27 protein-coding genes and 1 pseudogene are annotated in these 23,699 nt (G+C 67.9%); 16 read left to right on the top strand and 12 right to left on the bottom strand.

What is annotated here, in order from left to right:
• Positions 1-22: 22 nt before the first annotated feature.
• Positions 23-1,399, top strand: a complete 1,377-nt coding sequence (locus ACFTZB_RS05370; protein WP_378430448.1) for an NAD-dependent succinate-semialdehyde dehydrogenase — start codon at positions 23-25, stop codon at positions 1,397-1,399.
• A 27-nt stretch (positions 1,400-1,426) separates the two neighbouring features.
• Here ACFTZB_RS05370 and ACFTZB_RS05365 read toward each other — a convergent pair whose 3' ends face one another.
• Positions 1,427-2,092: a TetR/AcrR family transcriptional regulator gene (locus tag ACFTZB_RS05365; RefSeq protein ID WP_378430447.1), complete on the bottom strand. Its 666-nt coding sequence runs from the start codon at positions 2,090-2,092 to the stop codon at positions 1,427-1,429.
• Positions 2,093-2,168: 76 nt separating this feature from the next.
• Here ACFTZB_RS05365 and ACFTZB_RS05360 point away from each other — a divergent pair, with 76 nt between their 5' ends.
• The 3 genes and pseudogenes from ACFTZB_RS05360 to ACFTZB_RS05350 all read left to right on the top strand — a co-directional run bounded on the left by ACFTZB_RS05360 (position 2,169) and on the right by ACFTZB_RS05350 (position 3,728).
• The gene (locus ACFTZB_RS05360; protein WP_378430446.1) at positions 2,169-2,570 is read left to right on the top strand and encodes a carboxymuconolactone decarboxylase family protein; all 402 of its coding nucleotides are present in this window, start codon (positions 2,169-2,171) and stop codon (positions 2,568-2,570) included.
• A 52-nt stretch (positions 2,571-2,622) separates the two neighbouring features.
• A complete protein-coding gene (locus ACFTZB_RS05355; RefSeq protein ID WP_378430445.1) occupies positions 2,623-3,402 on the top strand; it encodes an NAD(P)-binding domain-containing protein in 780 nt (259 codons plus the stop codon).
• A gap of 98 nt (positions 3,403-3,500) precedes the next feature.
• A pseudogene (locus tag ACFTZB_RS05350) lies at positions 3,501-3,728 on the top strand (Arc family DNA-binding protein).
• A gap of 94 nt (positions 3,729-3,822) precedes the next feature.
• Here ACFTZB_RS05350 and ACFTZB_RS05345 read toward each other — a convergent pair.
• The 4 genes from ACFTZB_RS05345 to ACFTZB_RS05330 form a co-directional block, all read right to left on the bottom strand.
• Entirely contained in the window at positions 3,823-4,287 is a 465-nt protein-coding gene (locus tag ACFTZB_RS05345) for a nitroreductase family deazaflavin-dependent oxidoreductase (RefSeq protein ID WP_378430444.1), read from the bottom strand.
• Between the two features lie 185 nt (positions 4,288-4,472).
• Positions 4,473-4,766, bottom strand: a complete 294-nt coding sequence (locus ACFTZB_RS05340; RefSeq protein WP_072943611.1) for a hypothetical protein — start codon at positions 4,764-4,766, stop codon at positions 4,473-4,475.
• Positions 4,767-4,887: 121 nt separating this feature from the next.
• Entirely contained in the window at positions 4,888-5,112 is a 225-nt protein-coding gene (locus tag ACFTZB_RS05335) for an anti-sigma factor family protein (RefSeq protein WP_378430443.1), read from the bottom strand.
• Positions 5,113-5,115: 3 nt separating this feature from the next.
• Entirely contained in the window at positions 5,116-5,817 is a 702-nt protein-coding gene (locus ACFTZB_RS05330; protein ID WP_378430442.1) for an RNA polymerase sigma factor, read from the bottom strand.
• A gap of 202 nt (positions 5,818-6,019) precedes the next feature.
• Between ACFTZB_RS05330 and ACFTZB_RS05325 the strand changes: the two genes are divergently transcribed.
• The 5 genes from ACFTZB_RS05325 to ACFTZB_RS05305 all read left to right on the top strand — a co-directional run bounded on the left by ACFTZB_RS05325 (position 6,020) and on the right by ACFTZB_RS05305 (position 10,956).
• Positions 6,020-6,181, top strand: coding sequence for a hypothetical protein (locus tag ACFTZB_RS05325; protein WP_192581847.1), 162 nt, complete (start codon positions 6,020-6,022; stop codon positions 6,179-6,181).
• Between the two features lie 33 nt (positions 6,182-6,214).
• Entirely contained in the window at positions 6,215-6,664 is a 450-nt protein-coding gene (locus ACFTZB_RS05320; RefSeq protein ID WP_378430441.1) for a helix-turn-helix transcriptional regulator, read from the top strand.
• Between the two features lie 5 nt (positions 6,665-6,669).
• Positions 6,670-7,080, top strand: a complete 411-nt coding sequence (locus ACFTZB_RS05315; protein WP_087562220.1) for a VOC family protein — start codon at positions 6,670-6,672, stop codon at positions 7,078-7,080.
• A gap of 63 nt (positions 7,081-7,143) precedes the next feature.
• Entirely contained in the window at positions 7,144-9,561 is a 2,418-nt protein-coding gene (locus tag ACFTZB_RS05310; RefSeq protein WP_378430440.1) for an ATP-binding cassette domain-containing protein, read from the top strand.
• A gap of 192 nt (positions 9,562-9,753) precedes the next feature.
• Positions 9,754-10,956 (top strand): serine hydrolase domain-containing protein, encoded by a 1,203-nt coding sequence (locus ACFTZB_RS05305; protein ID WP_378430439.1) that lies wholly within the window; start codon positions 9,754-9,756, stop codon positions 10,954-10,956.
• On the opposite strand, the gene ACFTZB_RS05300 is transcribed toward ACFTZB_RS05305, so the two are convergent.
• The 3 genes from ACFTZB_RS05300 to ACFTZB_RS05290 all read right to left on the bottom strand — a co-directional run bounded on the left by ACFTZB_RS05300 (position 10,936) and on the right by ACFTZB_RS05290 (position 13,532).
• A complete protein-coding gene (locus tag ACFTZB_RS05300; RefSeq protein ID WP_378430438.1) occupies positions 10,936-12,264 on the bottom strand; it encodes an RNA polymerase sigma factor in 1,329 nt (442 codons plus the stop codon). The two genes, ACFTZB_RS05305 and ACFTZB_RS05300, sit on opposite strands and share 21 nt — an antisense overlap.
• On the bottom strand, positions 12,237-12,659 hold the full coding sequence (locus tag ACFTZB_RS05295; protein WP_378430437.1) for a YciI family protein: 423 nt from the start codon (positions 12,657-12,659) through the stop codon (positions 12,237-12,239). The genes ACFTZB_RS05300 and ACFTZB_RS05295 overlap by 28 nt, the downstream gene beginning before the upstream one ends.
• 99 nt (positions 12,660-12,758) lie before the next feature.
• Positions 12,759-13,532: an SDR family NAD(P)-dependent oxidoreductase gene (locus ACFTZB_RS05290; protein ID WP_378430436.1), complete on the bottom strand. Its 774-nt coding sequence runs from the start codon at positions 13,530-13,532 to the stop codon at positions 12,759-12,761.
• Positions 13,533-13,770: 238 nt separating this feature from the next.
• On the opposite strand from ACFTZB_RS05290, the gene ACFTZB_RS05285 reads away from it, so the two are divergent.
• From ACFTZB_RS05285 to ACFTZB_RS05270, 4 genes are all read left to right on the top strand, one after another.
• Positions 13,771-15,144: an MFS transporter gene (locus tag ACFTZB_RS05285; protein WP_378430435.1), complete on the top strand. Its 1,374-nt coding sequence runs from the start codon at positions 13,771-13,773 to the stop codon at positions 15,142-15,144.
• Entirely contained in the window at positions 15,141-16,028 is an 888-nt protein-coding gene (locus ACFTZB_RS05280; protein WP_378430434.1) for a transketolase, read from the top strand. Before ACFTZB_RS05285 ends, ACFTZB_RS05280 begins: the two co-directional genes overlap by 4 nt.
• 1 nt (position 16,029) lies before the next feature.
• Positions 16,030-17,022, top strand: a complete 993-nt coding sequence (locus tag ACFTZB_RS05275) for a transketolase family protein (protein ID WP_378430433.1) — start codon at positions 16,030-16,032, stop codon at positions 17,020-17,022.
• A gap of 116 nt (positions 17,023-17,138) precedes the next feature.
• Complete coding sequence (locus tag ACFTZB_RS05270) at positions 17,139-17,789, top strand: GntR family transcriptional regulator (protein ID WP_072943589.1); 651 nt, start codon at positions 17,139-17,141, stop codon at positions 17,787-17,789.
• A gap of 46 nt (positions 17,790-17,835) precedes the next feature.
• On the opposite strand, the gene ACFTZB_RS05265 is transcribed toward ACFTZB_RS05270, so the two are convergent.
• From ACFTZB_RS05265 to ACFTZB_RS05250, 4 genes are read right to left on the bottom strand one after another with little or no spacing between them, the layout of a single operon-like run.
• Positions 17,836-18,678, bottom strand: coding sequence for a C45 family autoproteolytic acyltransferase/hydolase (locus ACFTZB_RS05265; RefSeq protein WP_378430432.1), 843 nt, complete (start codon positions 18,676-18,678; stop codon positions 17,836-17,838).
• A 12-nt stretch (positions 18,679-18,690) separates the two neighbouring features.
• Positions 18,691-18,948: a hypothetical protein gene (locus tag ACFTZB_RS05260; RefSeq protein WP_378430431.1), complete on the bottom strand. Its 258-nt coding sequence runs from the start codon at positions 18,946-18,948 to the stop codon at positions 18,691-18,693.
• 49 nt (positions 18,949-18,997) lie between these two features.
• Positions 18,998-19,957, bottom strand: a complete 960-nt coding sequence (locus tag ACFTZB_RS05255) for a purine-cytosine permease family protein (RefSeq protein WP_378430430.1) — start codon at positions 19,955-19,957, stop codon at positions 18,998-19,000.
• Positions 19,954-20,427 (bottom strand): cytosine permease, encoded by a 474-nt coding sequence (locus ACFTZB_RS05250; protein WP_378430429.1) that lies wholly within the window; start codon positions 20,425-20,427, stop codon positions 19,954-19,956. The genes ACFTZB_RS05255 and ACFTZB_RS05250 overlap by 4 nt, the downstream gene beginning before the upstream one ends.
• A gap of 163 nt (positions 20,428-20,590) precedes the next feature.
• Here ACFTZB_RS05250 and ACFTZB_RS05245 point away from each other — a divergent pair, with 163 nt between their 5' ends.
• The 3 genes from ACFTZB_RS05245 (at position 20,591) to ACFTZB_RS05235 (ending at position 23,689) form a co-directional block, all read left to right on the top strand.
• Positions 20,591-21,622 carry a LacI family DNA-binding transcriptional regulator gene (locus tag ACFTZB_RS05245; RefSeq protein ID WP_378430428.1) on the top strand — a complete coding sequence of 344 codons (1,032 nt, stop codon included), beginning with the start codon at positions 20,591-20,593 and terminating at the stop codon, positions 21,620-21,622.
• A 168-nt stretch (positions 21,623-21,790) separates the two neighbouring features.
• Entirely contained in the window at positions 21,791-22,891 is a 1,101-nt protein-coding gene (locus tag ACFTZB_RS05240; RefSeq protein WP_378430427.1) for an IS630 family transposase, read from the top strand.
• A 99-nt stretch (positions 22,892-22,990) separates the two neighbouring features.
• A complete protein-coding gene (locus tag ACFTZB_RS05235) occupies positions 22,991-23,689 on the top strand; it encodes an HAD family hydrolase (RefSeq protein WP_378430426.1) in 699 nt (232 codons plus the stop codon).
• Positions 23,690-23,699: the final 10 nt, after the last annotated feature.

Below are 23,699 nucleotides of genomic sequence, written 5' to 3'. Positions count from 1 at the left end.
CATCACCACACAGGAGAAGCCCATGGGTGTGTACACCACCACCGACCCGGTCACCGGGGACCGGAACGCGCAGTACCCGGAGATCACGGACGCCGAGTTGGACGATCTCGTCGGACGGAGCACCGCGGCCTACCGCTCCTGGCGAACCGCGCCGCTGGAGCGCCGCCGCGCCGCCCTCACCCGGGCCGCCGAGATCCACCGCGAACAGGCCGACGAGCTGGCCAAGCTCCTCACCCTGGAAATGGGCAAGCCGATCGCGCAGGCCAGAGGCGAGGTGGAGCTGGTGGCCTCGATCTACCAGTACTACGCCGACCATGTGGACGACTTCATGGCGGACGAGCCCCTCGACATCACGGGATCCGGCACGGCCGTCGTCCGCACCGAGCCGATCGGCCCGCTCGTCGGGGTCATGCCGTGGAACTACCCCTACTACCAGGTGGCACGTCTCGCTGCCCCGAACATCGCTCTCGGCAACACGATCATCGTCAAGCACGCCCGGAACTGCCCCCAGTCCGCCCTCGCCATCGAACGGGTCCTGACCGAGGCCGGTCTGCCCGCGGGCGTCTACCTCAACGCCTTCATCTCTTCGGCGCAGGTTGCCGACGCCGTTGCGGATCCCCGCGTCCAGGGCGTGTCGCTGACCGGATCCGAGAAGGCCGGGTCCGCCGTCGGCGAGATCGCCGGTAGGCACATGAAGAAGTGCGTGCTGGAACTCGGCGGATCGGACCCGTTCATCGTGCTCGCCGACGCCGATGTCGACGCCGCGGCGGCCGCCGCCGTCGTCGGCCGTCTCGGCAACGGCGGGCAGGCCTGCACCGCGTCGAAACGGTTCCTCGTGGAGGAACGTGTGTACGACGAGTTCGTGAGGAAATTCGTCGACGGGATGTCCGGCTGGCGGCCCGGCGACCCGACCAGCCCCGAGACCAAGCTCGGACCGATGGCGTCGAACTCGGGAGCCGAGGAGCTGGACGAGCTTGTCCAGGAAGCGATCTCACACGGAGCCGAAGTGCTGTTGGGCGGTGGGCGGCCGGAGGGGGCCTACTACCCGCCCACCGTCCTGACCGGCGTCACACGCGAGATGCGCGCGTTCGACGAGGAACTGTTCGGTCCGGTGGCGGTCGTCCACCGTGTCGGCTCCCTGGAGGAGGCGATCGAACTGGCCAACGACTCCCCGTTCGGGCTTTCGTCGAGCGTGTTCACCTCGAGTCCGGAGCAGGCCGACCGCGTCGCCGCGGAACTCGAGACCGGCATGGTGTGGATCAACAGCACCAGCAAGAGTTCGCCCGACCTCCCGTTCGGCGGCGTCAAGGGGTCCGGCGTCGGTCGCGAGCTGGCCCGATACGGTTTCAACGAGTTCGCCAACAAGAAGCTCGTGCGAAACCCGCAGGGACAGAAATAATTCAGTCGTGGATGGGAGGCGCTCCGATCATTCCGGGGTGCTGCCCTCCGTGGCTGCGAACGAGGGGAGCAGAGTGGCGACGAGCCGCTTTCCGAATCCGTCGTCCATGGGCGAGCCGCTCAGGAAGAACCGGTAGTAGATGGGGCCGAGCACGAGATCCGTGACCATTTCAGGGTCGAGGTCAGCCCTCAACTCTCCTCTGGAGATTCCGCGCTCCACCAGCGCGCTCACGTCCGCCAATCGGTGGCTCACCACCTGCTCCCGGTAGACACGTGCGAGCTCGGGGTCCGCGGCGACCTCCGAGACCAGGCCCTTCATGACAAGGCCCATCAGAGAGGTGCACATGAGTTCGACGGTCCGGTCGACGAGCGCCGTCAGTTCGGTGGCGGTATCCGCCCGATACGGTTGCGCGCTCACCTCGTCGACCATGTCCAGCAGGACGGCCAGGGCCAGATCGTTCTTGGACCGGTGCCTGCGGTAGATCGTGGTCTTCGCCACCCCCGACCGTGCCGCGACGCCCTCGACGGTCAGGCTTCCGAATCCGTTCTCCGCCAGTATCTCCCGTGTGGCGTCGAGGACCAGCCGTTCCGTCCGGGCGCGCCGCTTCTCGTGACCGGATCCCGCGGTCCGGGGCGTTCCGCGATCGCTCGCACTCGAGTCCTTCATGTCGACAGCCTTTCCGTAGCCCACCATCGGGTGCTATTATCGCTACGCGACGTATCGTTTTGCAAATTACTCACTTCTTCAGACTCGCTCACGAGGAATACTCATGGCTACAGATCGCTACCAGCGCGGCCTCGACCGCATGATGGAGCTCGTCTCCACCGACCACGCCAACACGTTCGACCACGTCAAGCTCGTGGAGTCCTACAAAAGTCTGGACGCAGACCTGTCCGACTACATCGTCTCCTTCGCCTTCGGCGACATCTACTCCCGCAGTGCCCTCACCCAGCAGGAGCAGACGATGGTGACCATCTCCACGCTCGTCGCCCTGGGTACCGAACCCCAGTTGAAGCTGCACATCAACACCGGCTTCAACGTCGGCCTGACCAAGGAGAAGATCGTCGGTGCCCTGATCCACTGCATCCCCTACGTCGGGTTCCCGCGCGTGCTCAACGGCCTCACTCTCGTCAAGCAGGTCATGGCGGAGCGCGGCCTCACCGAGGACTGAGAGGTTGCCGCCCCGGCACTTCTCACACGCATCTCACATTCGAGGAACATTCATGTACTTGATAATTGGGCTCGGACCCATCGGCGGAAACATCGGAGCACATCTCGCCCAACTCGGGCGGGAGGTGTACGGCTACGACTTCGACGCGGCGCGCGTCCGCGAGTGGTCGGAGCAGAACCGGTCACCGGCCGGCAGCGACCTGGCAGCTCTGGACTGGCCGTCCGTGGACAGCGTTCACGTCGCCGTGCGGCTGGCAGACCAGGTGTCGTCCGTCTTCGCGGCGCTCAGGGAGCACACCACACGGCCGCTGACCGTCTTCGTCCACACCACGCTGGCGCCGGAAGACGCCCGGAAGATCATGCCCTCGGCCCCGGACGACTGGCGCGTCTTCGAAGCCCCCGTGTCGGGCGGCCCCCAGGGTGCGCGCCGAGGCTCGATGACCATCTTCCTCGCCGGACCCGACGCCACACCCGCCGAGGACCGACTGCTCGGCGACATCTCCGGCCGCGTGTTCCGCATGGAGGCCTACGGTCAGCCGGCCCTGGTGAAACTCCTCAACAATGCGCTGGCCACCTACAACCTGGCCGCCACCGCACGGATGCTCGATCTCGCGGAGAATCTCGGCACACCAGCCGCGGGCCTCCTCGAGGTGATCGGGGTATCGACCGGCCAGAGCTGGATGAGCGACAACCTCGTCGACGTCCAATACGACCTGCTGCTCAAGGACGTCGAGCTGCTCCGCGGCGAAATCGGTGCGCTCCCATCGGGAGATCTCGACGACAACGTCGAACAGGCGATCCTGCGGGCACGTGCCCTGCTGGGCGCCCGCTAGGTTCGTCTCCCACCGAATCCGGCGCTGCCGATCGATCTCGATACCGCACCTCGCGCGCCGGGGGCGATATCGTTGGGGTGATATCGGAGGTGGTCACGGTGGAACAGATCCTGATCCGCAACCTTCCCGCGGGAACCAAAGCCGCGCTGCGGGCGCGCGCTGAGCAGCATCACCGGTCGGTCGAGGCGGAGATACTCGAGATCCTCGGCGTGGCCCTCGAGCGGTAGCCGGTCACTCTCGTCGACCTGTTGAGCACCGATGAGGGTGCCGACATCGAGTTCGAGCCCGGACGCCTCGGTGTGACCGCCCGAACTGCTGAGTTGTGAAGTACGTCCTGGACACCAACGTCGTGTCCGCGCTGCGGGTTCGGGGCCGTAACCGGCCGCACGGAAAGACCGACATCGGTGTGAAAGTCCGCCGTCATCGTGAGGTGAGCCGGATGACCGGGTACTGCCGGTCGGATTTGCTCTGATACTTCGCGATGCGGGGCTGGGCGGCGGCGATGCGCTGCCAGGCCTGCTCACGGTCGGCGCCCTCGAGTTGCTGCGGGACCACGGGGGTGGCGTCGGTGCCGGGCAGTTCGATCGACACCTCGCCGGGGTGCGCCATCAGGTTGGCGTGCCAGTCGGGATTCTGGCTCCCCCCGCCCGACGCGACGACCAGCCGGGCGTCGTCACCGTCCGGGAACCAGGCCAGGGGTGACTGCCGCGGTTGACCGCTCCGGCGGCCCACCGTGTTGAGGATCAGCACGTCCATGCCCATGAACTGGCCGTGGCCGCGTCGGATCTTGCGGTTCATGCGGGCATTCATCTTCCGTTGCATCCACCGCGAAAACGCACCCGGCGTACCCGGCTTGCGCTTGCCTGCTTGGCTGTTCGTCGTCATGTGCTCTCTCCCATCGGTCCGGCCGTCGTGTTCTGGCAAGAACGCTACTGCGGTCCGGTGAGCGGCGCTTCTCGATTCCTGATCGATCCGAGGCGGGCACTCGGATCGATCGGTGACGACCCGTGGCGGTGCCGTCGAACCGGCGCCCACCGCGAAAATGGTTGTCCGGCAACGGCTGAGCGGCGTCAGGTGAGCGGGATGGTCCAGATGATCGCGGGCATGTCCTCGGCCCTGCGCTCCTGCCGCTGTTCACGCTGACGGTCGCGGGTGCGGTCGTCGTTGCCGCCGGGGATGTCGCGGCCGGTGTCGGGGGCGGCGACTGCGACGACCGTGTGGTCGGCGACCGGGGTAACCGCAGCCGCTGCGCCGATGGGAAGGACGCCGAGAGCAGCCGCGGCCACCACCACGGTGACGATCCGCTTCCGCAGCGAGCCGCGGTGGGTGCGTCGGGCGTCCTGGTGCGAATGTGTGGCGTTCATGGTCTTCAATTCCTGTCCGAGTGCCGCGAACCCAGCGTCCACAGCTACTCGAACGGTGTCCGCGAAGGCGCGAAACGTTACGCCCCGCCGGACATTATTTTGTGCGGGAACTCTCCTGCAGCTAGCGCCACTCCCGGAACGCGTCGAGCAGACGGTCGCGTAGCGCCGGATCGAGCTCCTCCGGGGGCAGCGTGCCGAGGGTGTGCACCGTCTGCTCGATCTGCTCCAGATAAGTGGCGCAACCCGAGCACTCGCCGAGATGGGTCTCGAATCGGGCCCGGGCCTCGGGATCCATGTCGTCCTCGAGGTATGCGGTGACCAATTCGACGAGGTCCTGGCAGTCCATGGCTCACGCTCCCGTTCCGAGATAGTCCTCGAGGGCCTGACGCACGTGTGCGCGACCTCGGTGCAGCAGCACCCGCTGATTCGCCGCGGTGATCGACAGCATCGCGGACACTTCCGCGGCGTCGTAACCGAGGACGTCGCGCAGGACGACCACGATGCGCTGACGCTCGGGGAGGTGTTCGAGTTCGCGGCTCGCGACGTCGAGGACCTCCGCGCCGAGGACCGAACCCTCGGGGGACTCCGGCCAGCTGGTCGGCGGCGTCGCCCAGTGGTGTGGATCCTCCGGTGCCGTCCTCGGCAGGAACCGGCCCGGGTCCACGGTGGGGCTGCCCGTGAACGCGGCCAGTTCGGCGTCGGAATCGTGCCGGTCCCGGACACCCCGCTTCTTCGCGATGTTGACGAGGATCCGGAACAGCCAGGTTCGGAGCGTCGAGCGACCCTCGAATCGGTCGATGCCCTGCAGCACGGCGATCCAGGTTTCCTGGACGACGTCCTCGGCGACCTCGGCGCTGGCCACATAACCCCGGGCCACCCGCAGCATCATCGGCGTGTGCCGGTCGACCAGTTCGGCGAATGCGGACTCGTCCCGTGCCCGCAACGAATCGACGAGTCGCTGCTCGTACGAGGTGTCGATCTCCGTCATCCGCTCCTCCTCGGTGATCGAGGTGCTCCGGAAGCGTGGCCGCGTGAGACGGCCGGATGACATACCACCTTACTGACCTCGGCCACAGCGGTCGATCGGTCCGCCCCGATCGTGTGGTGGGTAGGGCCGAACGGCCCTGTCTTGACCGCACGGTGCGGGGAAGACTCGATTCGGAGGGGTGGTGGCGGTCCGCGGCGATCGGCAACGGTCGCCGCGGCCCGGGTCCCACACACCACCCGACCCGGCAATCCCGAAAGGGCGGCGCATGAACGTTCGGCGAACGCCGCAGGCGCGTTCGGAAAGCTACTGGGAGGAACTCGGTTCGACGGAGGCCCGTCACGTCGGCGGCGCCGAGCGGGACCGGCTCCCGGCGGCGCACGAACACGTCTCGCTCGTCGACCACTGCCGAGTGGACCCGCGAGGGTAGGCAACCGTCGCTCGACGTGGCACGATTTCGTAGGTGTCCAGCAGCCCTGCCCCGGCGCACTACCTGCGCGACCTCGCGCGCCTGCGCCGCGTCCGCGACCGGATCGACCGGGAGTACGCACAACCGCTGGACGTGGACGCGCTCGCCCGCGGCGTGAACATCTCGTCCGGGCACCTCAGCCGCCAGTTCCGGCTCGCCTACGGAGAGTCGCCGTACTCGTACCTGATGACGCGGCGCATCGAGCGTGCGATGGCGCTGCTGCGTCGCGGCGACCTCAGCGTCACCGAGGTCTGTTTCGCGGTCGGCTGCGCGTCGCTGGGCACGTTCAGCACGCGCTTCACCGAGTTGGTCGGCGTGCCGCCCAGCACCTACAAACGCGACGCGGAGCAGGCGACGGCGGGGATACCGTCGTGCGTCGCGAAACAGGTCACCAGACCGATCAGGAATAGAGAAGCGCCGGTCGCCGAGCCGCACTTATCGTGATGGTCATGGACATCACCATTCACCAGACCTATCTCCCGCAGGACGATCCGGACGCCGCGCTGGGCTTCTATCGCGACATCCTCGGATTCGAGGTCCGCAACGACGTCGGATACAACGGACTGCGGTGGATCACCGTCGGCCCCGTCGGCCAGCCCGGCACGTCCATCGTCCTGCACCCGCCCGCCGCCGACCCCGGGGTCACCGACGAGGAGCGCCGGACCATCGTCGAGATGATGGCGAAGGGCACCTACGCCGCCATCAATCTGGCGACCAAGGACCTCGACAGCACCTTCGAGAAGCTGCAGGCCGGCGACGTCGAAGTGGTGCAGGAACCGACCGACCAGCCGTACGGGGTCCGCGACTGCGCGTTCCGCGACCCCGCGGGCAACATGGTCCGCATCCAAGAGCTGCGCTGAGTTCGAGCAAGTCGACCCGACGGAGACCGTGAACGCGGCTCCGCCCGAACAGATGGAGACACGATGAGCATGGCCACGAAGGCGGAGTCGGGGCGAGCCAAGCGAGGGGACAGGTCGGAATCGCCCGAGCTGCATCTTGCCGACAGTCACGACCTGATCCGCGTGCACGGTGCGCGCGAGAACAACCTCAAGGACATCAGCGTCGAGTTGCCGAAGCGCCGGCTGACGGTGTTCACCGGGGTGTCCGGCTCGGGCAAGAGTTCGCTGGTGTTCGCCACGATCGCCGCCGAGTCGCAGCGGATGATCAACGAAACGTACAGCGCGTTCGTGCAGGGGTTCATGCCGACGCTGGCGCGACCCGACGTCGACGTGCTCGACGGGCTGACGACGGCGATCATCGTCGACCAGGAGCGGATGGGCTCGAATCCCCGCTCGACCGTCGGCACCGCCACCGACGCCAACGCGATGCTCCGGATCCTGTTCAGCCGCCTCGGGAAGCCGCACATCGGTTCGCCTCAAGCGTTCTCCTTCAACGTCGCGTCAATCTCCGGCGCGGGCGCGGTCACCATCGAGCGCGGGGGCCAGCAGACGAAGGAGCGGCGCAGTTTCAGCATCACCGGCGGCATGTGTCCGCGGTGTGAGGGCCGGGGATCGGTCACCGATTTCGACCTGACTGCGCTGTACGACGACAGCAAGTCGCTGAACGAGGGCGCGCTGACGATTCCCGGCTACAGCATGGAGGGCTGGTACGGCCGCATCTACCGCGGCTGCGGCTTCTTCGACCCGGACAAGCCGATAGCGAAGTTCACCAAGAAGCAGCTGCAGGACCTGCTGTACAAGGAGCCGACCAAGATCAAGGTCGAGGGCGTCAACATCACGTTCGAGGGCCTGATCCCGAAGATCCAGAAGTCGTTCCTGGCCAAGGACGTCGACGCGATGCAGCCGCACATCCGCGCATTCGTGGAGCGGGCGATCACGTTCGCCACCTGCCCCGACTGCGACGGCACCCGCCTCAGCGAGGGCGCCCGATCGTCGAAGATCAACGGGAAGAACATCGCCGACGTCTGCTCGATGCAGATCAGCGACCTCGCCGACTGGGTACGGAGCCTGAAGGAACCGTCGGTGGCGCCCCTGCTCACCGGGCTGCAGCACCTCCTCGACTCGTTCACGGAAATCGGACTGGGCTACCTCTCGCTCGACCGGCCGTCCGGCACCCTGTCCGGTGGAGAGGCGCAGCGCACGAAGATGATCCGGCACCTCGGCTCTTCGCTCACCGACGTCACGTACGTCTTCGACGAGCCGACCATCGGCCTGCACCCGCACGACATCCAGCGGATGAACGGCCTGCTGCTGCAACTGCGCGACAAGGGCAACACGGTGCTCGTCGTGGAGCACAAGCCGGAGGCGATCGCGATCGCCGACCACGTCGTCGACCTCGGCCCGCGCGCAGGCACCGAAGGCGGCGAGGTGGTGTTCGAGGGCACCGTCGAGGGCCTGCGGGCCAGTGACACGCTCACCGGACGGCACCTGGACGACCGCGCCACGCTGAAGTCGTCCGTCCGCGAATCGTCGGGGGCGCTGGAGGTGCGCGGCGCAGACACCCACAACCTGTGCGGCGTCGACGTCGACATCCCGCTCGGCATGCTGGTGGTCGTGACCGGGGTGGCGGGATCGGGCAAGAGTTCGCTGATCCACGGTTCGGTGTCCGACCGGGACGGCGTGGTGTCGATCGACCAGGGCGCCATCAAGGGTTCCCGGCGCAGCAACCCCGCCACCTACACCGGACTGCTCGAACCGATCCGCAAGGCATTCGCGAAGGCCAACGGTGTGAAGCCGGCGCTCTTCAGCTCCAACTCCGAGGGCGCCTGCCCCACCTGCAACGGCGCCGGCGTCATCTACACCGACCTCGGCGTGATGGCCACCGTCGAATCCCCCTGCGAGGAATGCGAGGGTAAACGGTTCCAGGCGGAGGTGCTGGAGTTCACGCTCGGCGGCCGGAACATCGCCGAAGTGCTCGCGATGCCGGTGGCCGAGGCCGAGGAGTTCTTCGGCGCCGGCGAGGCACGGATCCCGGCGGCGCACAAGATTCTGCAGCGGCTCGCCGACGTCGGACTCGGCTACCTCAGCCTCGGGCAGCCGCTCACCACGCTGTCCGGCGGCGAACGGCAGCGGCTCAAGCTGGCCACCGCCATGGCCGACAAGGGCGAGATCTACGTCCTCGACGAGCCGACCACCGGCCTCCACCTCGCCGACGTCGAACAGCTGCTCGGGCTGCTCGACCGGCTCGTCGACTCCGGCAAGTCGGTCATCGTCATCGAGCACCACCAGGCGGTCATGGCGCACGCCGACTGGATCATCGACCTCGGCCCGGGCGCCGGCCACGACGGCGGCCGGATCGTCTTCGAGGGCAGGCCGGACGATCTGGTGGCCGCCCGCTCCACCCTCACCGGCGAGCACCTCGCCGCCTACGTCGGATCCTGACCACGGCGTCGGCCCCCGGTGTGCGTACGGCAGCCGGGGGCCTTTCCGTGTGCCGGTCGCGCCGCGACTGTGACACGGACCACCGGATAGTGCCGAACCGAGACGTGCCCTGCCGAACAGAGACGTCCCCACCCTCCCGCCGCTCGTAGCGTCACGTTCCGCCAGTGACCACAGACACGACAGGAGAGTGGGATGTCCGATCTCGATGCCGCGCTCGGCAAGGTTCTCGACGACGTCACCGCGGACGATGCGCCGCGGGTACCCGGAGTGGTGGCGATGGTGACCGACCGCGACCGGACGGTGTTCGAGGGTGCGGCCGGCGTGCGATCCGTCGCCGACGGCGAACCGATGACCACCGACACCGTCTTCGCGATCTTCTCCACCACCAAGGCGATCACCGGGACCACCGTGCTGCAGTGCGCCGAGGAAGGTCTGCTCGACCTCGACGCGCCCGCCCGCGAATACGTTCCCGAACTCGGCGACATCCAGGTCATCGAGGGATTCGACGACCACGGCGACCCGGTGCTGCGGGCCCCGAAACGCGACATCACCACCCGGATGTTGCTGCTGCACACCGCCGGGTTCGGATACGACTTCTTCGACGCGACCTACCACCGGCTGGGTGTGGAACACGATCAGCCCAGCGTGATCACGGCGAGCAGGGCGTCGCTGAAGACGCCGTTGCTGTTCGATCCGGGCACCAAGTGGCAGTACGGGACGAACATCGACTGGGCCGGTCAGGTGGTCGAGGCGATCCGCGGCAAGCGGCTCGGTGAGGTGATGGCCGAGCGGGTCTTCGCGCCACTCGGCATGCGCGACACGTCGTTCACCCTGACCGGGTCGATGGCGGCGCGGCGCGCGACGATCCACCAGCGCGAGGACGACGGCCGGCTGACCCCGCTGGATCTGGTGCTCCCGCAGGACCCGGAAATCCACATGGGCGGTCACGGCCTGTACTCGACGGTCGGCGACTATCTGAAGTTCCTGCGGATGTGGCTGAACGACGGCGACGCGCCCGATGGGCGAGTACTGCGGGCCGACACCGTGCAGGCGGCCGTGTGCAACGGTCTCGAGGGTCAGGAGGTCGGGATGCTGCCGGCCGTGATTCCGTCCCTCACGAACGACGCCGAATTCTTTCCCGGACAGCGTAAGTCGTGGGCGTACACGTTCATGGTGAACGAGGAGGACGCACCCACCGGCCGTCCCCGGGGGTCGCTCGGGTGGGCGGGGCTCGCCAACTCGTACTACTGGATCGATCGTCGCACCGGAATCGCCGGGTACTGGGCGACGCAGATCCTGCCGTTCGCCGACCCCGTCTCGTTCGGCGGCTACCTGGACTTCGAGACGGCGGCCTACCGGCACGCCCCGCTCACGTCACCCGTCGAGGTCGGATAGCTTCCGTTCGAGCACGGTCCGCTCGCGCTCGTTGCCGCACAGCGTCACAGCGAGTTCGAGTTCGGTCCGCGCCTCGCCGGTGCGTCCCAGGCGGGTGAGCAGTTCGCCGCGAACGCTCGGCAGCAGGTGCGAGTTCGACAGTGCCTGCGCGGCCACCAGTTCGTCGACGATCGGCAGCGCCGCGGCCGGTCCCTGGGCCATGGACACCGCCACCGCCCGGTTGAGGTCGACCACCGGTGACGGCGCGAGCCGGCCGAGCGCCTCGTACACGAGCACGATCCGCTCCCAGTTCGTCGCATCGACCGACGGCGCGACGGCATGGCATTCGGCGATCACCGCCTGCAGGCCGTAGGCGCCCAGGCCCCGGCCGACCTGTTCGGCGCGGGCGAGGGCGGCTCGTCCCCGCCGGATCGCGGAACGGTCCCAGCGGCGGCGGTCCTGCTGCTCGAGCAGCACAGGTTCACCGTCCGGCCCCGTGCGGGCCGGGAACCGCGCCGCGGTCAGCTCGAGCAGCGCGAGCAGGCCGTGGACCTCGGGCTCGTCGGGTACGAGCCGGGTCAGCACCCGGGCGAGGCGCTGCGCCTCGCTCGCGAGGTCGAGGCGGATCAGGTCGCCGCCGGAGCTGGCCGACGACCCTTCGGTGAAGATCAGGTAGATGACGCTCAGCACCGAGCCGAGCCGCTCGGCCCGCTCCCCGGCGGGCGGCACCTCGAACGGCACCCGGGCCGCGCCGAGCGTCTTCTTCGCCCGGGTGATCCGGGCCTGCACGGTCGCGGTCGGGACGAGGAACACCTTCGCGATCTCGTCGCTCGTCAGACCGCCGACCACCCGCAGCGTGAGCGCCACCCTCGCCTCCCGCGACAACACGGGGTGGCAGGAGATGAACATCAACGCCAGGATGTCGTCGTCGATCTGGTCCGGATCCCACAGCACGTCGCCGGTGCCGCGGGCCGGATCGGCGGGCGTGGGACCCGAGACGGCGCCGCCCTCGCCCAGTTCGTGGGCGAGGACGGCGTACCGCTCGTCGAGGGCGGCGCGCCGCCGGAACGCGTCGATCGCGCGGCGGCGGCCGACGGTGAGCAACCATCCCGCCGGGTTGTGCGGGATGCCGTCGCGTGGCCAGCTCACGAGCGCCTCCGCCAGTGCCTCCTGGCCGAGGTCTTCGGCCAGCGCGAAATCGCCGGTGTACCGGGCGAGCGCACCGACGATCCGCGCCGACTCGATCCTCCACACGGCGGCGACGGCCTCACGCCCGGTGTGGCCGCCGCCCGCCGACCCGTTCAGAGCTGGCCGGTCTCTGCGCGCCACGCCCGCTCCTTCTGGATCCACTCGTTGTCCTGCGGGAACTCGTCGATCGTGGTGACCCGGCGGATCTCCGCCTTCGAACCGGGACCGGCCATCGGGGCACGCTTCGCCCACTCCACGGCCTCCTCCTTCGACGCCACGTTGAGCATCCAGAAGCCGCCGAACAACTCCTTCGTCTCACCGTAGGGGCCGTCGGTCACGACCGGAGTCTCGGAGGAGTAGTCGACCACGACACCCGATTCGGGGTCGGGGTCCAGGCCCTCGGCGGCGAGCAGCACACCCGCCCGGATCATCTCGTCGTTGAATTTGCCCATCGCGTCCATGATCTCGCCGAAGTCGGCGTCCTGGAATGCCGCGAAGGTCTCGTCCGTGGCGCGCATGATCAGCATGTACTTCATGGTTCGTCTCCTTGGATGTCGGGGCCCTCTTGGACCTTCTCATCCTCAGGTCGAACGGGGGGTGGCATGGATCGACACACCTTCGAAAAAAACTTCAGGTCAGTGGAGGTGGCTGCCGCCGTTGATGTCGACGGTGGTGCCGGTGAGGTACGCGGCGTCCTGGGAGGACAGGAACGTGATGACCGCGGCCACCTCGGTGGTGGTCGCGACCCGGCCGAGGGGAATGTCGCGGCAGAGCGCGGCCTCCTGCTCGGCGGTGCTGCCGACCCGGATGCTGGTGTCGACCGCACCGGGGGTGACGGCGTTGACGGTGACTCCGCTGTCGCCCAGTTCCCGCGCGAGGGACTTGGTGAAACCGAGGACCGCGGCCTTCGCGGACGAGTACGGCACCTTCCCGAAGACGCCGCCGCCGCGCTGGGCGGAGACCGACGACATGTTCACGATCCGCCCCCACCCGTTGTCGATCATCGCGGGCAGGAATGCGCGGGTGACCAGGTAGGTGCCGGTGGCGTTGACCGCCATCACCTTGTTCCACAGTTCGAGCGTGGTCTCGAGGAACGGCACCGGTGACGTGATACCGGCGATGTTCGCGAGCGCCCCCACGGCGGGGAGGTTTCCGCCGGCGACCTCGGCGGCGACGGCGTCGTGCGCCCGCTGGACCGACTGCTCGTCGGCGACGTCGATGTCGTGACCGAACGCGGGGACGCCGAACTCGTTCCCGATCTCGGCGGCGGCCTTCGCGGACTTCTCGCCGTCGAGGTCGAGGACGACGATCGCCCAGCCCTCCTCGGCGTAGCGGCGGGCGGTGGCGAGACCGATACCGCGCTCGGAGGTGGCGCCGGTGACGACGGCGGTGCGCTGGATGGACGACATGATCGCTCCTCGTGTAGCGGGAATCGCGGGTCCCGGCCTGCGGCGGAGTGCAGGAATCCGGTCGACGACGCGGTGGGTGACTGCCACCACAGTAAGCCGATCAACTGTTAACAGTCAACCGTCGTCGGATAACGGTTGACAGATCGACGTGGCTCGGATCACACTGTGAACACCGCACTGTTGACAGTCAACAAATCGGCGGCAATCGTAGAAACCGGCAGCCCGAAGAGGAGTCCCCATGAGTACCGAAACACTCAGGATGCGAGGTCCTGTCCATGGCACGAAGGACGCCAAGCGCGTAGCGATCGGCTCCTCCGTGGGCGCCGTCATCGAGACGTACGACTTCATCGGATTCGGCACCGCCGCCGCGCTGTACTTCGGTACCGCCTTCTTCCCCGGCGCCGACCCGGTCACCGGAACACTCGCGGCGTTCGCGACACTCGGTGTCGGCTTCGCGGCGCGCCCGCTCGGCGGCGTGCTCGGTGGGCACCTCGGCGACAAACTGGGCCGCAAGCCGGTGCTGGTGGCGTCCCTGATCGCGATGGGTCTCGCGACGTTCGCGATCGGCCTGCTCCCCACCTATTCGCAGGTCGGACTGATCGCGCCGGTGCTGCTGGTCCTCGTCCGCATCATCCAGGGACTCGCGTTCGGCGCCGAGTGGGGCGGCGCGATCCTGATGAGCTACGAGCACGCCCCCTGGAAGTCGAAGGGCAAGTTCACCGGCATCGTGCAGGCCGGCTTCCCCGTCGGACTGCTGCTGGCGAACCTGGTGTTCCTGTTCAGCGTGCACCTCGGCGGCGACTGGGCCTGGCGGGTGCCGTTCCTCGCCAGCATCGTCCTGGTGATGGTCGGGCTGATCATCCGGTCGAAGGTGCCCGAGTCGCCGGTCTTCGAGGACGTCAAGAACGAGGGCGACATCGTCAAGTCGCCGGTGCTCGAATCCATCAAGCATGACTGGCGGAACATTCTGCGCGGCATCGGTCTTCGCGTAGCCGAGACGGCGGGCTACGCGGTGTCGATCACGTACATGATCTCCTATCTGCACAGCCAGGGCCTCGCGGGAAAGTCCGAAACCCTCGTCGCCCTGTGCATCGCGTCCGCGATCGGCATCGTCGCCACCGTCGCCTGGGCCCGGCTCACCGACCGCATCGGACGACGCCCCCTCTACATCGCGTCCTGCGCGTTCGCGGCACTGTTCGGCATCCCGATGTTCCTTCTGGTCAACACCGGCCTGTTCATCCTGATCATCGCCACCATCGTGATCTCCTACGCCGTCTGCCAGAACTCGCTCGCAGGTGCGCAGGGTGCGTGGTTCCCCGAACTGTTCGACGCCTCGCGCCGAGCGTCGGGAGCGTCTCTCGCCTACCAGATCTCGGCGATGGTCTCCGGCTTCACCCCCTTCGTCACCACGCTGCTGTTCGTCTCCTTCGGCTGGTGGGGACCCGCGGTGCTGTTCATCACGTACGCCCTGATCGGACTGTGGGCGGCGTTGATCACCCGCGAGACCTGGGGACCCACCGAACGTCGCCTCGCCGCCGAGGCTGCGGCGCGCACCGATTCCAAAAGCGCCGACACGACGCACACGATCCGCAAGGAAAAGGAACTCCTGTGACCATCACAACCGCCACCACCGCGGCCGCCGACACGACCGGTGAAGCGGCGCGCATCGCGACCGTCGAACAGTTCGCGTACCGCATGCGGCACAACGTCATCGACATGGGCGAGGAACAGGGCCAGGGGTACGTCGGGCAGGCGCTGGGGGCCGCCGACATTTTCGCCACCGTCTATGCCGACCGACTGCGGTACCGCGCCGACGATCCCGAATGGGAAGGCCGCGACCGGTTCCTGCTCTCCACCGGCCACTACGCGATCGGCCTCTACGCGGCACTCGCCGAGGCCGGAATCATTCCCCGCAGCGAACTGCGGACGTACGGCTCCGACGACTCCCGGCTGCCGATGTCGGCGATGTCCACGTACACCCCCGGCATGGAGATCTCGGGCGGCTCCCTCGGGCACGGTCTGACCATCGCGGTCGGCATGGCCCTCGGTCTGCGGCACCAGAATTCGACGGCCCGCGTATTCAACTTCCTTTCCGACGGCGAACTCGACGAGGGTTCGACGTGGGAGGCGGCGATGGGCGCGCACCACCACCGGCTCGGCAATCTCACCGCGATGGTCGACATCAACGCGCTGCAGGCCGACGGCGCCACCTCGACGGTGCTGAGCACCGAACCCGTGCACGACAAGTGGGCGGCCTGCGGATGGCACGTCGAACGCGTCGACGGCAACGACGTCACCGCCCTCGTCCGCGCATTCGACAACGCCGCGGTCGAATCCGACGGCAAGCCGTCGATCGTTCTGTGCGACACCCGCGTCGGCAAGGGCGTGCCCCTGCTCGAGACCCGGGAGAAGGCGCATTTCATGCGCATCGACGAACACGAGTGGCAGATCTGCCGCGACCAGCTCACCGCCGGCTTCGACAACAAGGACGCCTGACATGACCACCGCCAGCATGCCGAAGCTCAAGACCTCGGCCATGATCGCCTCGTTCGTCGACGAGGGGCAGAAGACGACGTCCGCGCCGTTCGGGCACGCCCTCGTGAAGGCTGCCCGAGAGAACGACAAGATCGTCGGCCTGTCCGCGGATCTCGCGAAGTACACGGACATGCACATCTTCGCGCAGGAGTTCCCCGACCGGTTCTTCCAGATGGGGATGGCCGAGCAACTGCTGCTCGGGGCCGCCGCCGGGATGGCCGAGACCGGGCTGGTGCCGTTCGCGTCCACGTACTCGGTGTTCGCCGCGCGCCGCGCCTACGACTTCCTGTGCCTCGACATCGCCGAACCCAACCTCAACGTCAACATCATCGGCGGGCTTCCCGGCCTGACCACCGGCTACGGGCCCAGTCACCAGGCCACCGAGGACATGGCGATCTTCCGCGGGATCCCCAACCTCACCATTGTGGACCCGTGCGACTCCCTCGACATCGAACAGGCCGTCCCGCAACTCGCCGCGTCCGACGGTCCCACGTACCTCCGGTTGCTGCGGGGGAAGGTCGCGACCGTGCTCGACGAGTACGACTACACGTTCGAGCTGGGCAAGGCGAAGGTACTCCGCGGCGGCAACGACGTCGTCTTCGTCACCAGCGGGCTGATGACGATGCGCGCCCTGCAGGCCGCCGACCGGCTGGCCGGGCACAACGTCGACGTCGCGGTCGTGCACACGCCGACGATCAAACCGTTCGACGCCGCGACCGTCCTCGCCGAGGTGAACACCGACCGCCTGGTGGTCACGCTGGAGAATCACACCGTGATCGGCGGCCTGTTCGAAACCGTGGCGGCCGCCGTCGTCACGGCCGGACTCGGCAAACGTGTCGTGCCGATCGCCCTCCCGGACGAGTTCCTCGACGCCGGCGCCCTGCCCACCCTGCACGATCGGTACGGCCTGAGCACCGACCGGATCGTCGCCAAGGTGTTGAGCGAACTGGCATGACCTGCACGTACGGCCCTCGCCGCGGGTCCGGGGGCGAGGGCCGTACGATGGCTGTCAACAGGTTGCTGTCAACAGACCGCTGTCGACAGTTGATCGCCGACCCCACGGAGGCACCCATGGCCGGACAACCCGCCGCACTGCTCGGACTGGAGAAGACCAGCCTCCGCCAGCAGGCCGTCGCCGCCCTGCGGGTCGCGATCACCAGCGGGGAACTGGCGCCGAGCAGCCCGCTCGTGGAGACGGAACTGTCCGAGATGCTGCAGATCAGCCGCGGCACGCTCCGCGAGGCGATGCGGCAACTCCAGCAAGAGGGCTTGATCTCCGCGGGGGCACGCGGTCGCCTGTACGTGCGGCACCTCGATTCCAAGGAGATCCGCGACATTTTCGCCGTCCGCGCCGCCCTCGAGGCACTGGCGGTCCGGGAACTCGCCGGCCTGGCCGACCGCACCACCGCCATCGCGGAACTGCGCGCTGCCCTCGACGTCATGGACACCGCGGTCCTCGAGGCCCGCATCGAGGCCGACCTGAATTTCCACCGCACCATGTGCTCGCTGACCGGCAACGACACACTCCTGCACTCCTGGATCTCCCTCGAGGGATCCATCCGGATGTCGATCATGTTCGCCGGCCTCGACCGCGCCGTCGGCAACATGGACGTCGGCCGGCACAGCGCGATCGTCGACGCCATCGAAACCGGCGACGCCGACGAAGCGGCCAAGGCGATTCAGACGCACATGGACTGGGCCTCGGCGAATCTGGTTGCCTGACCCCATGTGAGTGGCAAAGAGTGCCGGAGCACGCTTTGTCACTCACCTACCCGGTGACGAACGCGGGCGTGGTGGCGGTGGCGTCGAGGGTGGTCCACGACCGTCGGCGGGCGTCGATCGGCGTGCCGGCGAGGATGCGGGCACGCCGGTGCTCGGGTTCGAGCAGAACCGTCGACAGGGTGGCCCAGCGCTGACCGAAGACCGCGTCCGGGGCGGGGACGCAGCACAGCTGGGGTTGCCCCGGATCGGAGTACAGGTATTCGACGAGGTGATCGGCGACGGCAGGCGCCGGGTACCGCTGCTGCCGGGAGGCGATCAGCCCGTAGCGGTCCTGGGAGTCGGGCTCGTACAGGCCGGCCTTCTCGCGGGCGGCGTTGGCCGGGTCGAGGAAGTGGTTGGTGTGCGTCAGGAATCCGTCCGCCGGGTGCAGGGTCGCGACGCCGACGGGGCTGACCTCGGCGCACGCGACGGTATCGGGGTCGATCAGCGTCAATGCGCCCGAGGTCGCGATCGGCGCCGAGCGCAGCAGTTCGAGGGCCTCGCCGACGGTTCCGGCTTCACCGAGGACCGCCGCCGACAGGATGTGCACGGGCACCCCCGCCGGTGCGTCGTCGCGGTGGCCGAGGATGTTGAAGAACACGCCGAGGCCCGCGCTGTTCATCCCGATCTTGCCGAGGATTCCGTGCTCGGTCAGCCCGACGTAGGCGTGGCGGGTTCCGCGCACCTGATGGGTGTGCCAGTACGGGTCGAGTTCCTGATGCCAGTCCCAGGTTTGGATCCCGAACGGCGCCGACGCGCGATCCGCGGGTGCGTAGGCGATGGTGGAGCACTCGCCGGGACGGGCCGCGGCGGCCTGGGACAGGATCTCCGTGCGGCCGTTCAGCGCCATCACGTGCCAGGGTTAGAGCCCGGCGCCGGCAGCGATGCCCTCGATCTCCTCCAGGTACCGGGGGCCCCACGCCCCCAGGACATCCGCGAGACGGTGCGCGCTGTCGCGGGTGCGGTTCTCGCTCACGCCGACCGTATCGAACAGGCGCAGATACAGTTCCACGGACGCGGGCAGGTCGGTGCGCAGCTGGGTGCCGCGGGCGAAACCGCGTTCGCGCGGCCGGGTGTCGTCGACGCAGACGTGAGGGCGGGCAGTGGTGGATTCGGTCATGTTCGTCCTAGTTATCCAGATGGTGTGAATAAAGCTGTGGAGCAATTGATCACGGGCGGGGTCGGTACGAGCGCATCAGCACGACATACAGCGCCGCGGACACGAGCAACCCGACCGGCAGAGACAGATCCACGCCGCCGACCGCGTTCGCGATGGGTCCGGTGTAGACCGGGGCGGCGACGCACAGCGCGGCCGCGGCGATGCCGGTGAAGACGGCGACCGTTCCCGCCCAGTTGATTCCACCGTTGTACCAGTAGGGGCTGCTACTGGTTTCGTCGCCGAGCCCGTGGCCGTCGTAGCGGTTGCGGCGCCACAGGACGTCGGCGGCGTAGACGGCCATCACGGGACCCATCACGGTCACGACGAGCTGCATCATGTTGCTGACGGTGTCGAGGAAGTTGGAGACGAGCAGGGCGTACAGCGTCATGGCGACGCCCATCGAGCCGTCGAGGAGGACGCTGCGCGAGCGCCGCAGGCGCAGGCCGACCGATTGCAGCGCGAGCCCGGAACTGTAGGCGGTCATCGCGTTGTTGGCGATGGTGCCGACGATGACGGCGAGTAGAAAGATCGGCGTGAACCAGGACGGGAGGACGGCCTCGAGCGCGCTCTGCGGGTCGGCCATGTCGAGCCCGGTGCCGGCGAGTGCGCCGAGCGCGGTGAACAACACGCTGGGGACGAACGCGCCGAGCGCCGTCCACATGGCGACCGACGCCGGCGACGTGGTCACAGGCAGGTACCGGGCGAAGTCCGCGCTGTTGGTGTAGGACAGCGGAGCCGACGCCACGATGGACACACCCGCGGCCACCGTCGCCCACAGTCCGATCCCGTGGAGCGCTTCCGCCGGCTGGTAACCCCAGTCGGCATTGCCGAGGACGTAGCCGGCCATCACCGCGAAGATCAGGATCAGCACGACGGCCAGCGGCTGGTAGAGCCGCACGATCGTCGCGTGCCCGTACACACCGATGGCCAGCGTGGCTGCGGCGATCGCCAGGATGACGACGACCTTCACCGGGGTGGTCGCGTCGATGCCGAACCGTCGAGGAGCCGGAACGCCGTGTACGACGCGGCCGCCCAGTTCAGCGCCAGGTAGCAGACGCTGATGAACCAGCTGGTGACGAGGATGTTCACCCGGTTGCCGCGGATGCCGAAGATCGCCCGGGTGATCACCTCGCTGGGTGTGCCCGACGCCGGTCCGCTGGCGGCGACGATCCCGGTGAGGATCGAGAACAGGTTGCCGACGATGATCACCGCGAGCGCCTGCCAGAACGACAGGCCCATCAGGATCAGTGCGCCGCCGACGACCAGGGCCAGGTAGCTCACGTTGGGCGCCGCCCACACCGCGAACAGGTCGCGGGCGCGGCCGTGCCGCTCGCTGTCCGGGATGAAGTCGATGCCGTGCGTCTCCACCTGCCCGGCACGGTCGGTCGGCGGCGTCGTGGCGGATTTCGCCGCGCGGGAGTCTGCTCGAGTCGATGCCATGGGGTCCTCCGGGAAGACGAGCACGGATGTGCGGCTGGTGGCGCAATCGCCGATCTGGCGTGACCCGGGTCACCGTACGGAACCAAATCGATTTGGACAAGAGCGTGAGAAAGCAATTTGCAAATCGATTTGGTGCAGGTCGGACAGTTGGTAGCCTGATCCGGTGACGGAGAAGCGATCGCGGCCCACCATCGCCGACGTGGCACGGCATGCCGGGGTGTCGACCACCACGGTGTCGCACACGTTCAACGGCAAAGGGGTCGTCGCCGCCGCGACGCGGGAGCGGGTCCGCGCGACCGCGAAGTCCCTGGGCTACCGGCCGGACGTGGTCGCGAGGGGGCTGCGCAGCAACCGGCTCGGCATCCTCGCCCTAGTGCTCCGGCCCCTCGAGACGCTGGATTCTTCGCTCCCCGAGGGCGTCGACTACTTCCTGCGGTTCGCGGGTTCGGCGGCGCTGGCCGCGATGGACTTCGGATACGGGCTCATGCTGGTGTCGGACCCGACGCGCGAAGAGTCACCGGCCGCCGCCCTCGCCTGCGACGGGTTCCTGATCACCGAACCCGTCACCGACGATCCCCTCATCGAGATGCTCCTCGGGGAAGGCGTGCCGTTCCTGTCCGTCGGCAAGGATCCGGCGCGGGCCGAATACGAGAACTGGATCGACACCGACACCGAATTCATGACCGACCTGGTGCTGCGGCACCTCGCCGACGCGGGGGCCACGCGAGTGGCCCTCGTTGCCGGGACCGACCCCAACTCGTGGAACCTCGGCGCCGAGGCCGCCTACCGCGCCTGGGCGGAGGCGCGCGATCAGGACCCGCTGGTCGCCCACCGGCCCGAGACCACCGGGGAGTCGGGCGGCCGCGACGCCGCCGACGAACTGTTCGACCGCGACGACCCGCCCGACGCGGTGTACTGCCTCACCGGCAGACACGCGGCCGGAGTGCTCGCGCGTGTCCGGGACCGCGGGCTCGACGTTCCCGGCGACGTCCAGATCGTCGGTGGCTCCGACTCGGAGCACACCCGATCCGCGACGCCCCCCATCACCTCGGTGGACCTGCAGCCCGAACTCCTTGCCCGCGTTGCCGTCACACAGCTGGTCAACCGCCTCGACAACCTCGACCGCTCCGTGCCGCCGGGGAAACTCCACGGACGCCTCATCGTGCGGAACTCCACCCGGACGTCACGTCGATGATGAGTACCTTCGCTGCGCTCGACGCACTCGAAGTACGGCGCAGTCACAGCGCAGTTCGAAAGCCCCACGCGAGGAGCTCAGTTGCGTTGGGGCAACACGACCTCGCGTTCCGGCTATCCTACTAGTGGTCCGTCTGCGAATTAGTCGAGCGATTTGTATAGTCGATGCATGGTTGCAGCGGCGTTGTGTGTCAGTGACGAACAGCGGGCGGAGTTGAGGCGGATGGCGGCCTCGACGACACTGCCGCACCGGAAGGTGATCCAGGCGCGGGCCTTGCTGTGGGCGGGTGACGGGGTCGCCACTGCCGAGATAGCCCGGCGTTGCCAGGTGACACCGGAAGCGGTGCGGCGCTGGCGCTCTCGCTTCGCAGAAGAGGGCACTTCCGGGGTCGGGACGGTCGCGAAGGGGCGAGGCCGCAAACCGAGTTTGCCGGCGGGAACGGTCGAGGAGGTGCTGCGGTTGACGCATCAGGAGCGTCCGGCGGATGGCTCGACACACTGGAGCACCCGGACGATGGCCGCCCGCGTCGGGATCGGAAAGGACTCCGTCGCCAAGATCTGGGCGGACCACAACCTCAAGCCCTGGCGGGTCGCGACGTTCAAGGTCAGCAACGATCCACGGTTCGAGGAGAAACTCGTCGATGTCGTTGGGCTGTACCTGAACCCGCCCGCGCGGGCGGTGGTGTTCTCGTTCGACGAGAAGACCCAGTGCCAGGCGTTGGACCGCACCCAGCCGTCGCTGCCCATGAAGCCGGGACGCGCCGGGACGATGACGCACGACTACAAGCGCAACGGCACCATAGATCTGTTTGCGGCGATGAACGTCGGCACCGGGGAGGTCCTCACGGACCTGCGCAAGGGCCACGCCGGTGCGGACGTGCTGCGGTTCTTCAAGCAGATCGACGCCAGCGTCCCGCGCTCGCTCGACGTTCACGTCGTGCTCGACAATCTGTCCGCGCACTCGACCCCGGATATCAAAGCGTGGTTGGCGCATAAGAACCGTCGCCGGTGGCACCTGCACTACACCCCGACGTCGAGTTCCTGGCTGAACCTGATCGAACGGTGGTTCAAGGAACTGACCGACAAGCGGCTGCGCCGCGGCGTCTTCACCAGCGTCACCGACCTTGCCGACGCAATCACCACGTGGGCACAACACTGGAACGAGGAACCCAAACCCTTCGTGTGGAAAGCGACCGCGGAAGACATCATCGCCAAAGTCCAACGCGGCCGCACCGCCCTCCACAAGATCAAATCGCAGACAGACCACTAGATCGACGCACCGAATGGTCCCTGATGGGTGAGTTCGACGTCGGCTGACCCCGCCGGCTTCACCCTGAAACCGCGCGCAACGCGCGTTAGCCTGGACAACGTGGCTCCCGATCTCACCGAACTCGACGCAGTGATCTTCGACTTCTCCGGCACCCTGTTCCGGCTGGAGGAGGACGACAGCTGGATGGCCGACCTCACCGACCACGAGGGTGAACCGTTCGACCTCCACCAGCAGGCCGAATTGATGCGGCGCATGACCGCGCCGGTCGGTCAGACCGTCGAGATGGACGCCGCCGAACACCACGCATGGACCAACCGCGACCTCGACCCACGGTTCCACCGGCAGGCGTACCTCGACGTGCTCCGCAAGTCGGGGGTCGCGCACGAGGACCAGGCGGTCGGGCTGTACGAGCGGCTGATCGACCCGGGCTGCTGGAGCCCGTATCCCGACGCCGCGGAAGTGCTTGCGTCACTGAAAGACCGCGGAGTGAAGGTCGCGGTGCTGAGCAACATCGCGTTCGACATCCGGCCCGCGTTCGCGGACCTGGGAGTCGAGCATCTCGTCGACGCGTTCGTGCTGTCGTTCGAGGTGGGGGCGATCAAACCGAACCCGAAGATCTTCGAGCACGCCCTCGCCGCACTCGGTTCCGAGCCCGGACGCACCTTGATGATCGGCGACAGCGAGGAAGCCGACGGCGCCGCCCGCAACGTGGGCTGCGCGTTCGCGCTCGTCGAACCCGTCCCCCTCGCGGAGCGCCCGGACGGTCTCCGAGATGCACTGCGTGCCTTCGGCCTGTGAGTACTTGTTA

Source organism: Rhodococcus sp. NPDC057014 (assembly GCF_042673295.1).
Classification (GTDB): domain Bacteria; phylum Actinomycetota; class Actinomycetes; order Mycobacteriales; family Mycobacteriaceae; genus Rhodococcus_F.
This window is presented reverse-complemented; position numbering and strand designations above follow the sequence as displayed.

Coding starts and splice junctions, on each gene's coding strand:
- ACFTZB_RS05260 (WP_378430431.1), bottom strand. CDS start 18,948: ATGACCGAATCCACCACTGCCCGCCCTCACGTCTGCGTCGACGACACC.
- ACFTZB_RS05370 (WP_378430448.1), top strand. CDS start 23: ATGGGTGTGTACACCACCACCGACCCGGTCACCGGGGACCGGAACGCG.
- ACFTZB_RS05325 (WP_192581847.1), top strand. CDS start 6,020: ATGAACGTTCGGCGAACGCCGCAGGCGCGTTCGGAAAGCTACTGGGAG.
- ACFTZB_RS05265 (WP_378430432.1), bottom strand. CDS start 18,678: ATGGCGCTGAACGGCCGCACGGAGATCCTGTCCCAGGCCGCCGCGGCC.
- ACFTZB_RS05305 (WP_378430439.1), top strand. CDS start 9,754: ATGTCCGATCTCGATGCCGCGCTCGGCAAGGTTCTCGACGACGTCACC.
- ACFTZB_RS05360 (WP_378430446.1), top strand. CDS start 2,169: ATGGCTACAGATCGCTACCAGCGCGGCCTCGACCGCATGATGGAGCTC.
- ACFTZB_RS05355 (WP_378430445.1), top strand. CDS start 2,623: ATGTACTTGATAATTGGGCTCGGACCCATCGGCGGAAACATCGGAGCA.
- ACFTZB_RS05335 (WP_378430443.1), bottom strand. CDS start 5,112: ATGGACTGCCAGGACCTCGTCGAATTGGTCACCGCATACCTCGAGGAC.
- ACFTZB_RS05270 (WP_072943589.1), top strand. CDS start 17,139: ATGGCCGGACAACCCGCCGCACTGCTCGGACTGGAGAAGACCAGCCTC.
- ACFTZB_RS05285 (WP_378430435.1), top strand. CDS start 13,771: ATGAGTACCGAAACACTCAGGATGCGAGGTCCTGTCCATGGCACGAAG.
- ACFTZB_RS05240 (WP_378430427.1), top strand. CDS start 21,791: ATGGTTGCAGCGGCGTTGTGTGTCAGTGACGAACAGCGGGCGGAGTTG.
- ACFTZB_RS05290 (WP_378430436.1), bottom strand. CDS start 13,532: ATGTCGTCCATCCAGCGCACCGCCGTCGTCACCGGCGCCACCTCCGAG.
- ACFTZB_RS05275 (WP_378430433.1), top strand. CDS start 16,030: ATGACCACCGCCAGCATGCCGAAGCTCAAGACCTCGGCCATGATCGCC.
- ACFTZB_RS05365 (WP_378430447.1), bottom strand. CDS start 2,092: ATGGTGGGCTACGGAAAGGCTGTCGACATGAAGGACTCGAGTGCGAGC.
- ACFTZB_RS05310 (WP_378430440.1), top strand. CDS start 7,144: ATGAGCATGGCCACGAAGGCGGAGTCGGGGCGAGCCAAGCGAGGGGAC.
- ACFTZB_RS05295 (WP_378430437.1), bottom strand. CDS start 12,659: ATGAAGTACATGCTGATCATGCGCGCCACGGACGAGACCTTCGCGGCA.
- ACFTZB_RS05345 (WP_378430444.1), bottom strand. CDS start 4,287: ATGACGACGAACAGCCAAGCAGGCAAGCGCAAGCCGGGTACGCCGGGT.
- ACFTZB_RS05250 (WP_378430429.1), bottom strand. CDS start 20,427: ATGGCATCGACTCGAGCAGACTCCCGCGCGGCGAAATCCGCCACGACG.
- ACFTZB_RS05340 (WP_072943611.1), bottom strand. CDS start 4,766: ATGAACGCCACACATTCGCACCAGGACGCCCGACGCACCCACCGCGGC.
- ACFTZB_RS05330 (WP_378430442.1), bottom strand. CDS start 5,817: ATGTCATCCGGCCGTCTCACGCGGCCACGCTTCCGGAGCACCTCGATC.
- ACFTZB_RS05315 (WP_087562220.1), top strand. CDS start 6,670: ATGGACATCACCATTCACCAGACCTATCTCCCGCAGGACGATCCGGAC.